This window comes from Limnohabitans sp., assembly GCF_036804465.1.
Classification (GTDB): domain Bacteria; phylum Pseudomonadota; class Gammaproteobacteria; order Burkholderiales; family Burkholderiaceae_C; genus Limnohabitans.
In genome coordinates this window covers 132,435-146,231 of sequence record NZ_DAIRSK010000003.1, presented here as the reverse complement: position 1 = coordinate 146,231, position 13,797 = coordinate 132,435, and the positions used below count along the sequence as shown (strand labels likewise).

1 protein-coding gene (cut by a window edge) is annotated in these 13,797 nt (G+C 57.6%); it reads right to left on the bottom strand.

What is annotated here, in order from left to right; genetic code table 11:
- Positions 1–13,797 carry part of the coding region annotated (locus V7Q41_RS02710) for an autotransporter-associated beta strand repeat-containing protein (RefSeq protein WP_333842454.1) on the bottom strand (this coding region is incomplete at its 3' end). The annotated region extends 20,270 nt beyond the left edge of the window, so 13,797 of the 34,067 annotated nt are shown.

Genomic DNA, 13,797 nt, shown 5'->3' with positions numbered 1-13,797 from the left:
GCCAGTGGGTTGCACAATGACCGTTCCACTGGTGTTGAGGGTGGCACTCGAGGAGATGTTGTTCAGATCGCTCGCCCATGTGATGTTGCTGGTGGATGTGGGGACCGCACTCCCCGTGAGAAAGCCCAACGTGGAGGGTTGGTGCAACATCAATCCACGTGTCGCCGCGGTGAGACCAATCGCCCCACTTGAACTCAAAACGGCTGAATAACTCAACACAAGCCCCGTGCTTTGCGTCACGCTCGCATTGGCAGAGCCGTTCAAAGAGATGGCACCGCCACCGCTTGCCATCACATAGAAGGGCTTTGCCACACTGTTGCCGTGAAGCCATAACCCATGACGCCCATCGGTAGATGTTGTGGTGGTCGCACCCGTGATGCTGATGGCCGTTCCGCTGGTGGCCGCAGACTTGATGGTGTTGATATCTGAGCCACCCGAGCCCCAACCCAACTCAGCGCCATGCCCCCCCGCGCTAATGCCCGTGATATCAATGGTTCCAGTGCCGCTGTCCATCATCAACAAAGAACCGTTGACTTGAAAACCTGGCGCAGTCGATGCCGTGCCCTGTCCTTTGATGATGATGTTGCCACCGCCACTGCGAAGGGTGTTGGTGTTGCCAATGAACACACCGCCATTGGTGCCCGTCGCAGCGACAGAGGACTTGGCGTAGCCATCGGGGATGCCATCAGACGCCGTGCCGCCATTGGCCCCGTTATCTAAGCCACCCGCCATCACGATCATGCCGCCACCCGTGGTTTGGGTGGTCGACCCATTGGCTGTGTTGATCGTATTGCCGTTTGCGATAGAAACAAAACCGTCGCCGGAGTTGTCGCTGTCCGCCCAAAAAATTAAGTTGCCGTTGTTGGTTTGGACTGTTGAATTGGCTGCTGTGCTGACACTGCTCGTGCCTTTGAGCAAAATGGTCGAACCACTTCCGGTACTGGTTAGGGTGGTATTCAGGCCGATGATGCCGCCATAGATCGTGACAGGGCCCGCCACACTGATCCCGGCACCTGTCAAGTTCACGTCGGATGTATTCGTGGTCTTACCAAAGCGAAGAGAGGTCAAAGTCGAGGGAAACACAATCCAATTGGTCAGATCAATGCCTTGACCAAAGACGTTGGTGTTCGACTCAAATACAAATGCGCCTTGTGAGCCATTGAGTTTGGGTTTGGTGGCATTAGAGGTGACATCCCAATTCACCGTATGCGCCCGCCAAGTCAATGTGCCTGTGCCCGCTGCGTGCGTGGTGAAGTCGGGATTCAACACACCAGCGCCGCTGGCATCACTGTCGGCATTGAGCGTGATGTCACCGTTAACGGTTTGAATCGTCTTGGCGGTGTTGCTGGTGTTGATATCTGCCGTCGCATTGAACGTGATGGCGGCACCGCTGAGGGTACTGGCGATGTCGTTGTTCAAATTGACCGTGCTGCCGTACACCGTGATGGGGCCATTGATGCTCATCGCACTAGCCAATGTCACCTCGGTGCTGTTGGTGGACTTGCCGATGATCACAGAGGTGAGGTTGCTACCAAAATTCCAGCCAGACGTGGAGAACGCACCGCTAAACGCTGCACCTGGGGACTCAATTCGCAGGCTAGCTGGCCCGTCGATGGAGGAACTGGTGGAGGTGGGTGCGACATTCGAGATCACCAAGCCGCCACCCGACAATGTGGTGCTGCCGGTATAAGAGCCGCTGCCTGTGAGCGTGAGGGTCGTAGTACCCAGCTTCGTCACCCCACCTGCCCCACTGATGTTGCCCGCATAGGTGATGTCGTCTGATCGGTTGAAAACCAGACGAGCGCCACTTGCGATGGATGTATTGCCTGCAATCACCCCCGCAGTGCCACCCGAGCCAACATACAAGTTGCCGCCAGAAATGGTGGTGCCGCTGTAGGTGTTGGTCGCGGTGAGCGTGACCGTGTTGGTGCCTAACTTGGTGAGGCCGAAAGCCCCAGAAATAATGCCGCTGATGGAATAAGGATTTGCGCCGCCTATAGCGCTGGCGGCTGTCAAAGTAATGGTGCCGGTCACTGCGCCGGCAGTCGCGCTGGAGTTGATGATGACGCCATTGGCACCCAAGCCTGTGCCAGAAATACTCAAAGGGTTTGCGAAAGTTTTACCGTTTAAATCCAATACACCGCCATTGATCGTGACAGTGCCGGAGCCCAATGGTCCGCTGATGGGTGGACCAGCGGCTGTGTTGGCGCCCATCTGCAAGGTACCCCCCGTGACGGAGGTGCCACCTGTGTAACTGTTGGCCGCAGACAGGCTTTGCAAACCAGCGCCCGACTTGGTCAGCGTGACAGGGCCCGCAATGACGCCGCTGTAGTCATAGCTGCCTGTGGCGTTGTTGATAGTCAAGGTGCTGGCACTGGTCACGGTGATGCCTGCATCTGCGGTGTCAGTCAAACCGCCAGCAGTGAGGGCAACTGAGCCCGCTGTGATACCCACGATGCTGTTGAAGGAACCAATATTCAAAGGCCCTGCGTTGGTGTAGGTGAGCGAACCCGTCCCCACACTGGCCGCAAGACTGGATACCGAGTTGGAGGCCGTGAACGAATAGTTTTGGTTGGTCGCCAGCAAGGCCAGGCCATAGGATGACATGACGCCACTCACAAAGGGCGTTTTCGCTGCAACCTGTATGTAGCCAGTTGATGAATTGGCGGTGATGTTGCCCGTCCAGTACAAGCCGTTGTTTGCTGCAAAGGCCATATTGGCCGAATCAGCCACTGCAAACAAGGGGGCTGGATTGTTAAATGCGTCCAATGTGCCTGCTGCATTTACCAAGTATCCGCTGCCAGTAGCGGCTGAATTGATTTTGGCAGCTTGGAATACAACAGATCCATTCACTGCAGAAGCGTTGATGGCATTTGAATAGATGCCATAGTGCCCAACGTTTGCGCTTGAGGTGTAACCCGACAAATAAATACTGCCGTTGCTGGATGTCACCGAACCTGTATTCAAGTAAACGCCATTCATGGCCGTCGAATAACCAATCATATGAATGTCGTTCTTTGCCGAAACCGAGCCGTACCAAATGTCTTGCGCAATGCCGCCAGTACCGTAGAAGGAGTTACCGGCACCAGAAATGTAGACAGAACCATTCGTCGCAGTAATGGGCATCCTCACGTAGGTTGAGCCATAGCCCGAATTGTTCAGTCCATTGATGGAGATGTTGCCGTTATCTGAGATCACACCGCCACCCGCTCCAGTTCCAACGGTCAGATACATACCAATACCCTGCATCGAGACGCCTTTGAGCGTCAAGTCGCCCTTGGCTTGCAATGTATTTGAGCCATTCCACAGGGTGATACCCCCTGAAATATTGGCCCAATCAGTGACACCACCGTCAGCATGGTTGGCATAACCCGTGATGGTCAAACTGCCGTTGTAGCTTCGAATGGCCTGTGAACTACCGTAAAGAATCACGCCATGGCCTGCACCGCCCGTGTTCAGCCCTAAAGGTGCGCCGTTGGCGTAAATCGAGATATCACCGTAGCCAATGATCTTTGTGCTGTTGGCATCCAACCTGAGACCGGCATTCGTGATGTCCGTGCCACGGGCCACAGAGTTGATGCTGATCGTGCCACCGCTGGTCGGCGTCGTCAGATGATTACCCGCCACAATGCTGCCGCCGTACATGTACATACCACCTACACCGCTGACGTTGAATGCAATGTTGCCGGCTGTTGATTGAATGGTGCGACTATCCGCGAGATAAACGCCCCAATACGAGGTGGAAGCATGGGTCGCGGTGCCGTTGAGCGTGATGTTGCTGTTTGATTTGATGCCACCCGCGCCGTAGATGTAAAGCCCCTCTCGCGGGCTGGTGCCTGTCACCGTCATGGCCCCATTCGACACCAAAGAACCTGCAGCCACTTGCACACCATAGAACGAGTCACCTGTCGCACTCACCGTCAAGGTGCCACCCGAGGTGGGGTTTGAGGTTGCTGTGACAGGGCTGGTCGCATCGTTGCTGGCAAAGATACCGCCAGTGGTATTGAGGTACATGCCCCCCAGCGTGCCATTGGCGGTAATACCGATATTGCTGCCAGTGGATTGGATGACGGCGTTGTCGTACATCGTGAGGCCCCATGTGCCTGTGCCATTGATGGTCACGCCAGATGCTGATTGCACTTTGGCACCCGTGCCGCGCAAGATGATGCCGTGTTCGTTTGCCGATGTGCCGGTCAAGGAGATCGGCCCGAAGGCAACCATGGAACTGGTTGTGAGCTCTAGGCCGAAGTTTGCGCTGGTTGCGGTGGCATTGACCGTGATGCTGCCGCCCGACGTGGGCGTTGCTGCGTTACCAGCCAGCAAGTTGGCATAGGAGTAAATGCCCCCCGTACCCGAGCCCGTGAGGGAGATGTTGCCCGCGGTTGACTTGATGCTGTAGGCGTCTTGGAGCCACACACCAAAGTTGCCGGAGGGGTTTTGGCCGTTGATGGTGATGTCGCCCGCCGCAGTGATATTGCCTGTGCCGTAGATCCAAACGCCCATGTGGGCAGAACCGCCCGTGCCATGGATGGTCAGTGCGCCAGAGGTCGTGACGGAGGTCGTGCCCTCAAGGCGTACACCGTTGTAAGAGCTGGCCGACAAAGTCGTGCCTGTGAGCGACATCAAGCCCGTGCCTGCAACTAACCCAGCCTCGCCGATTCGAACCGCATTCCAACCCCCTGTCGCCTTACCGTCCAAGGTCATCGTGCCGGTGCCTGAGGTAGATAAAGAGGTGGCCCCCGCATTGCCCATCACCCGAATGCCGTCACCCGTGGTGGAAGCCACCGAATTGCCCAAGCCGTACATGGAAATGTTGCCGCCCGCTGCACTGATGGATGCGGTGGACGTCAGGGACACACCCACTGCGCCCGTGTTGCCGTTGGAGTAGCCAGCCGTACAACTGAACAAGGCGGCACACCCCACCGTGGTGTCAGTGGTACCGCCTCGAATAATGACGTTGCCGCCAAAGGTACTGATGGCAGAAGTCTGGCTGTAACCACCTGCGCCGTTGTTGTCGGTGTTGGCGTAGAAATAGGTGTTGAGCGACTTGCCCGCAGCGCCCGAGATGTTGCTGCTGATGACGATGTCACGTGAAGCCATCAGGGTCAGCGTATTGCCGTTGGTGTTGTTGGTGATGGCACCAGACACCGTGATGTCTTTGTCTGCGGTCACGGTTTGCAAGGTAGTGGCGCCGCTCAGGCTACTGGCGTTGACCGTCAAGGCGCTGGCGGTTTTTAAAGTGACGTCACTGTTGGTGATGGTGACGCTTGAAACCGTGTTGCCTGTATTGACTGCCGTGACATCTGCACCGTTGACAAAGCTGACGGTGTTGGTGCTTGCGGAAATCACACCACTGGCGGTCATGGCGCCTGTACCGCCAAACGCGGCATTGGCAGCAACCGTGATGGCACCCGTGGCTGTGGCCGCTGTGCTGTTGGTGTTGATCAAGGCGCCGTTGCCGTTGAATCCAGCGCCATTGAGTGTGATGGCGTTGGCGATGGAGGAACCATTCAAATCGAGGGTGGCAGCGGGTCGCACATTGACCATGCCTGTACCAAATGGCCCTGCTGCCCCACTCCCAGTGAGCACTGAACCCGCACTGAGCACACCATGCAAAATCTGTGTACCGCCTGAATAGGTGCCACCTACACCCGCCAGCGTGACCTTGTTACCGCCTGCTTTTTGAATGGCAAAGGCCCCAGAAATATTGCCTGTGATGCTGTAGTCCAGCGGACCCGCCAGCAGTGCGCTGCTTTGCAAGGTCACCGCGCCACTGGCAACGCCACCGCCCACTGAGTCTGACAGTGCAATGGTGCCCAGATGAGTGCTGTTGTTGGCAATGAGTTGGCCAAAACTTGAATTCAAATACAAGTTGTTGGAGAGTGTTCGACCTGCCAAGTCAAGCAAGCTGTAGTTGGCACTGCTCACATAAATGCTGCCAGAGCCAAAAGCGGTCGCACTACCCGCTCTTAACGCGCCGCCGTTGACGGTGATGTTGCCCGAATAGGTGCCAGCGCCACCGCTCAAAGTCATCGCGTTGAAGTTTGAAACGGACGCCAGGCCATAGCCCCCCCCAGTCACGCTGGAGGTGTTGAGTGTTTGGGCGTTGTAACCCGTTAAGGATGGGCCCAAGCTTTGCCCCAAAACGTTGCCGCTGTAATACCCAGCGTTTTGCATTTGCAGGGTGACGTTGGCACCCGACTGGGTCAACAAGGCAGTGACATACTTCGTGAAGCCACCACTGATCTCAATCGTTTGGAACTGCACAACCGCACTGGGTGTCGCACCGCCTGTGTAGCTCACGATGTACATGGATGCGCCAACTGGCGCACCGGTAATCGAATTGCCCCCCATCGTGCCCGTCAGCCCAGACGTCAACAGTTGCGCCACCGTTGTGTTGCTGGCAATCACCGTGGGTGCGACCGAACTGAAGTAGCCCGTGGCCAGGGCATTTGACGCATTGATGAGGGTGAGGTTGCCGCTGCCATTGAGCACGCCAGAGAATGTCGCGCCGCCCGAGTTGTTGTTGTTGACCGTGGCTGCAGCGTTGACGCCCAAGGTTCGTGCGCTGCTAAAGGCTGTTGCCCCCGTCAGGGTCAAGTTACCGCCACCAAACACTAAGTTACCCGAGGCCGCGCCTAAATTGGCGTCCGTCGCGATCGACAGCGTGCCTGCATTGATCGATGTATTGCCTGTGTAGGTGTTGGTGCCTGACAGCGTCAAGGTGTTTGAACCCACCTTGCTCAAGCCAAAGCCGCCGCCAATTGCAGCACCCAAAGACATGCCACCGCTGGAGCCCCCCACCGAGGCGTCCGAACCCAGCGTGATCGCCCCCGCATAACTGGCGGCAGTGGCTGATGAGTTGGTCAGCGCACCGACAGAACCAGCGCCAGCACCATTGAGTGTCAAGGCATTGGTGTTGGTGAAGGCCAAACCATTGAGGTCCAAACTGGCGCCAGAGGTGACGCTCACGGCGCCAGCAGAGGTGCCAAGCGCGCCCGCGTTGCCAAGTTTCAAAGTACCTGCATTGATGGTTGTGCTGCCCGTGTAGGTGTTGGCGGCTGAGACTGTCCAGGTGCCCGTTCCCGCCTTGATCAGCTGGCCCGTTCCCGAGACCGTGCCCGCATAGCTGGTGGAGGTGTTGTCGCCACCGGTGGTGAGGCTAAAGCTACCCAATGCAACGCTGCCGCCCGTAGCACCTCCAGAAGCCAATGAGCCGATGCTCAAGTTGCTGAGCAATTGCAGTTGAACACCTGCGGTGTTGCTAAGGCTGACGGCCGAGTTGTTGCCCAAGGCACTCAAGTGATTGGTTTTGACCAAACCACCCGTGACCGAGGTGGCGCCGGTGTAGGTGTTGGCCCCATTGAAGGTCAATGTGCCGCCTGTTGCATTGGCCACGATGGCGCCTGTACCGCTGAGGGTGCCATTGAATGACACGTTCAAGGGGTTGAGTGAAAGCGTTGCAGCGCCTGTACTGGTGAAGTTGTGCAGCGTGTAACCCAAGGCCGAGCCCGTTCCCGATGTCACCGTGCCGCCAGAACCAGCGCTGACACCCACATAGCGAACAATGACAATACCCGAGCCCCCAGCGCCACCTGTTCGGTTTCCCGTTTGGTTAATTGAGGCACCACCGCCACCATTGCCTAGATTATTCTCAGCGTTGACACCATTGCTGTAGGCCAAACCACTTCCGCCCGCGCCACCCGTTGCATAGGTAATTGACTGCCCAGAAATATCCGAAGCCAAGCCTGAACCGCCCGCACCACCTGCGCTGCCGGTTGCGCCAACACTACCTGCACCGCCACCTCCACCTGCGCGATTAGTCGTTGAGGTACTTCCACCATCATTACCCTGACCTGCAGTCCCTGAACCGCGACCGCCACCGGCGCCGCCAAACGACAGGCTACCGCCGCCTCCACTGCCACCATTCAACCCATTCGCTCTTTGAGCGCCACCGCCACCACCGGTTGCAGACACAAGTGTTCCGATGCTTGAGTTAGCACCACTGTTACCACTGCTTGAGCCCGCCGCTGCAACACCGCCGATGCCTACGGTGACGGCGTAGCTGGTATCCATGAAATCTTGTACACCGGCTAACAAACCACCCGCACCACCGCCACCGCCTGGACCAGAGTCATAAGCACCGCCACCAGATCCGCCTCCGCCAACCACCAGATACTCCACCGCTGCATCCAGGTCAAACGTCACACTGCCATTGAGGGTGACGTTGTTAGCGAAGTTGGTAACGTTGCGGCCAAACACCACCGTGGTGCTGCCTGCCGCTGTCAAAGTGCCAGTGCTGATAGAGGCGTTATCGTAAATTCCCAAGGTGCCGCCGCTCAGGGTGGTGCCGCCGGTGTAAGTATTGGCGCGAGTCAATGCAACCCTTCCTGAGCCCAACTTCGTGAGGGTTCCTAGGCCTGAAATAACGCCGCTAGCCACTGAATTGCCTGTGCTGTTGAACACCAGCGCTGTGTTGTTCACCACATCGCCAGAACCCAAAGAGCCTGTTGCACCGCCGTTACCCACTTGCAAGGTGCCTGCATTGATGTAAGTGATGCCGCTGTTGGTGTTGGTGTTGGTCAAAGACAAAGTGCCTGAGCCAAGTTTTGTGAGCGCTGTCGAACCCATCAATGCACCAGCAAAGTTGTTGTTGCTGTTGGCATCAATGGTGAGGTTGCTTAAGTTGGATGCATTCGATGCAAACGATAAAGCGCCAGCACCTGACACCACTTTGAGGGTGGTGCCTGCCGTGCGTGTGCCGTTGGTCAAGGCATAACGAACAACAACCAATCCATTGGCTGCCTGAGGCGTGCCGTAAGACACCGCCCCACCGCCACCGCCGGTGCCAGCCACTGCAGCGCCAGATATCACGCCGCCAGAACCGTATGTGATGTTGCTACCCGTGATGCTAGATGTGACGCCAGCCCCCGCTGCGGCAGGGGTGGATGATGCAGCGTAAGAAGCATTGCCACCCGCACCACCACCAGCGCCACCCCAGCCTAGGGTACCGGTTGTTGCACCCATGCCACCAGTACGTTGAGTTCCCACGCCACCTGCTTTATTGCCACTGACGTTCCAACCAGAACCGCCGCCACCGCCGCCTGCAGCGTAGCCTGCACCGCCGTTACCCGCCATGGCATTGTTATTTCCAGTGCCACCACCCCTGCCACCGCCACCGGCCAAAATGCCTCCAAAAGCAGAGTCAGCGCCTTGCGTGCTTGCAGCACCACCGGCACCAACGTTCAAACTGGTGGTGTTACCAACTAGTGTGTAACTGCCATCGGCTACGCCGCCGCCGCCGCCGCCGCCGCCTGTTGTGGCGCCAGAGACACTTGCGCCGCCACCGCCACCGCCGCCAACCACCAAGTAGTCAACGGATGACACACCATAGGGGGTGTAAAAAGTGTCGCTGCCAACCCCGCTGTATTGGTACAGCATGTAGTTAATGCCGCCCACCGTGATGACACTGAGGCCAACTGAACTGCTTACGGCTGCTTTGTTTTTATTCAAACCAAGCAAACCATAGTCAGCCACCGTGCCGCTAAAGCCAGACACGGTGCCACCTGTCAAGGTGATGGCGCCACCACCCGAATCAACCGTCACAGGGTTGGCATCGGGTGTGGCGCTGAGGTTGGCCAGCTGCACATTGCCCGTCACGCTGATGCCAGTGCCCACAGTTGTGATGTTGCCTGCCAAGTAACTAGTACCTGCGCTGAGCGTGACGCCTCCATTGGCCGTGATGGTGGAGCCCACGGTGGTGGCGTAATTCATCCCCATCGAAAAGCTACTGGCCGCACCCGCTGTGGCACTGAAGGCGCCGCTGGTGGACACATTACCCATCACGGTGACATCACCCGTGCCTTGCAGCAACAGTTGGCCGCCCGCAGTGGAAGCCAAGTTGTCCGCTAAAAACACGTTGCCGCCATAGATACGCACAGGTCCGCCAACACTGAGTGAATAAAGCGCTGATATGTTGGCTGTATTCGTGGTCTTACCAATGGTTAAACCCGCCAAGCCTGAAATAGCTTTATCGAATACAACGGGGCTGGTGAAAGTAGCGCCCGCCGACTGAACCACCAAGCTACCCGCGCCCGAGTAACCACTGGTGGTGAAAGTAGGCGCATTGTTTTCTATCACCAAGCTACCCGTATTGATGGTGGTCGCGCCTGTGTAAGTGTTGTTGCCGCCCAGGGTCAAAGTACCCGCACCATTTTTGATGATGCTGTAGCCCGAGCCCGTGAGGGTGTGGTTGATCACCGTGTTACCTGCCCCGGTGAAAGTCAGATTTCCCGAAATCACTGGCGCTTGTGCGCTGTTGTTCAAATTCCAAGTCACACCAGCCGTGGGGTTGTCAAAGGTTGCACCACCGCTTAGAACCGTGAATGAACGCCAAGCACCACCTGTGATGCCCGAATAAACAATGTTGCCGCCGTTGATGATCAAGTTTCCAGGGTCAAAACGGAACTTACCCAGACTGCCTTCCCAATCCCAGTTGTAGACATCCAACGTAGCCCCCGAATTGACATTCAAAGGGATAGTGATGTCGGTCAGGTAAATCTTGCCGGTGGAACTGATCTTCAAGGTGCCCGCATTTAAGGTGGTGCTACCTGTGTAGTCACTTGTTCCACTGAGGGTCAAAGTGCCAGCGCCAGCTTTGGTCAAAGAGCTCGCGCCCATGATCGCGCCAGTGATGGTTCCAGCCGCACTGTTGGTGATGTTGAATGCAGTGGTTGTGTTGATCGCCGTTGCGCTAAAGCTCGCGCTATTAACAGCCAGTGTTGAAATCGCCTTGTTTGAACCAACCGCACCCGACATGGTCACACTGCCACCCGCATTGATGGTGAGCTTGGATGGGTTGAGGTTTTTCTCCATCACATAGCCCATAACGTTGTATGGCCCACTCATGCTTTGGGAATAGCTGGTGGTTCCGACCAAATCATTCCACAGCGCTTGGCCACCAAAAAACTGGCCTGCGTATTCACTGCCTGTGCCGTTCCCGTTTGGCTCACCCGTACCAAAATTTTGGTAATAGCCAGAGGCCGCAGTAACGCTACTACCACCCGACACTCCGTTGGCGTTGCCTTGAATGCCTAAGACTTTTCCCGCTTCAGGGCTGCCAGCGGCGAACTTCCACGCGTAAGGCTGCCCAGCGTTGTCTTTGTCACGATAGGCGCCAATCCAAGCGCCACGATATTCACCATTTTGAAGACTGGCAGCCGATGCCAGCATGTTTTCTAGGCTTGAAGTAATGGTGACAAGGTAGCCACCCTTCACTTGCGCATCCGACTGAGCCTTGGTCCAGTTATCTACCCCACTAGTGCTGGTAATAGCGCTGTCATCCACAAATGCATACTCATTACCCGAGTCGATGGCGCCGCCGAAGCTGACGGCACCTGTTGTGGTGCTGACAGAGAACCCATTGGCACTCGAGTTAGCCACAATCAACTGACCTTTGACCACTAAATTACCCACCCCTGTGGAGATGCTGACGGCATTTGCTCCGCCTCCGACATAGAGGTCACCGCCAGATCGGTTACTGCCGTCTACCGTGGCACCAAAGGTGATGTTGCCGCCGCCTGAAACCAAAGATACGGCACCTCCGCCTGCAGCCATCAAGGAAATTCCACCGCCATCGCGGCTGGTACCTGTTGGTGATGAGTTATCGGCATCAAACACCATGTTCAACTTGCCGGTGCCCACACCTGACTGGGTAATGTTGGCGTCAATAAAGATGTGGTTGGCGGCCACCAGTTTGAAGGTGACGTCTGTAGCGCCAGAGCTTTTCTGGATAGCAGACTGAACGTTGATGTTGCCTAATTGGCTGCCCGATGAACCTGTGGTGATGGTCACGCTGGTTCCAGCGTTAAGCAAATTGTTGATGTTGGTATTCAGAATGGTCGAGTTGTCGGCGCTAGGCGTCCAGGTGCCGCTGGAAAAACTACCTGCATAGTCCGCCGAAATAATCGTCACGTTGTACGGGTCAAACAGCCAAAGACCTGCTTGACCGGTTTTAGAACCTGCACCACCAGACGCGCCGTCAACATTTAAGTAGTAGCCAGATGTTTCAATGCGGCCACCATTGCCACCAGTCATGCCACCTTTGGCGTAAATGCTGCCGTTCACCGCAGTGACCGAGTTGGCGTTATGAATATCACTCCACAACACAACCTCGCCCCCATCCCCGTTCTCAGTAGCGCTTGCGTCAATGCGGCTGTCCGCACTCATGGCGACCGTGGTGGCTTGGCGCAGTGGGCCGCTGCCTTGCCAGCCGCCGCCTATCCACACGGTGCCGCCTTTTGTGGCGCCAGTGGCTTCGATCAAGGTGCCGGTGTCTAGGCTGATGTCGTCGCCCTCCACCGCCACGCGGCCGGCTTGGGCGCGGGCGCTGTTGGCGCGCAACACGGTGTTGGTGCTCAACAGCACGGCGCCCTTCACGGGCGCTTGGGCAGGATTGTCCGAGGGGGTGGGCACGCCGTCGGCCTGAATGTGGATGCGCCCAGCCCCGCCCTGGCCCGAGGCGTCGAGCACGGCGGTGGTCAGGTCTACCCTGCGTGTGGCTTGCAAATGGATGGTGCCGCCTAGGGCGTTGGCCACGATGTGGGTGGGCTCGGTCACCACGCCGTTGGCAAAAACGCGGCCGCTGACCGACATGGCCTGCGCGGCTGCAATGTCAATGCTGCCCGCGGGGCGGTCCACTGCGGACACATCGATCACACCTGTAGCGGTTTGGGTGAAGGTGTCGGCCTGAATGCTGATGCGGCCAAAGTCTGCCGTTGGCACGCTGGCGTTGCCGCTGTCGGGGAAAAGGTTTGCCGCTGTGTGGCTGGCCGAGATGGTGCCACTGTTCACAATGCTGCTGCTGGCTTCTAACAAAATGCGGCCTGCGCGGCTGACCAAGCTGGTGGCCTCCAAGGTGCCGCTGTTGTTGACCACGCCGCTTTGCAGTCGGCTAGCAGCTTGGGCCGACAAAATGATCAGGCCACCCGGGGCGCGGATGGCGTTTTTGTTTTCCACCAAGGTGTTGATGCTGGCCGCCGTCACGATGACGCGGCTCAGGGCCCCGCTGCCGTCAAACTTGAGCTCAAAGGTTTCGCCCGCCGCCATGGCCACAGTGCCCAAGTTGGCCACGATCACGCCGTTGTTGCGCACCTCGGGCGCCAGCAAGGCGATGTAGCCACCCAGCGCGGCGCGCAGTTCGCCGTCGTTTTCTACCTTGCCGGTGGCGCCGTTGCGGCTGAGCTTGAGCTGGCCATCCATGAAGTCTTTGTTGGTGGTGTTGTGCGTGGTGGCCACCAAGCCGCCCACGTCCACACTGGACGACTTGCCAAAGTACACGCCCTCAGGGTTCACCAGCACCACCGCGCCAGGTGCCGTGATGCGGCCCAAGATCTGGCTGGGCTGGGTGTCGGCCACACGGTTGAGCGTGGCCGACTGCGCGTTGGGCTGCTGAAAGTTGACGGTGGCATCTTTGCCCACGTGGAAGGTGTTCCAGTCCACCACCGCCCTTTGGCTGGTTTGGTTGACATTGAGCGTGTTGCCCGACTGGCTGAGGGTGGCTTGGCCCGCGTTCACCTGCCCGCCGGTGGGCAGCTGGGTGGCGGCAACAGGCGGCGGCGCGGTAATTGGGCCTGTGGTTTGGGCCCACACAGGCGCTGACAACAGCCCAGCAGCCCCCAGAAGTTGGGCCAACAAACATATATATAGACGCGAAGGCGCAAACCGAACACGCGCAGCCGTGTCCAGACGCGCAAGAGCGTCTGAATCAGAGGGGCGTAGATGAACCGTGCGTGACAT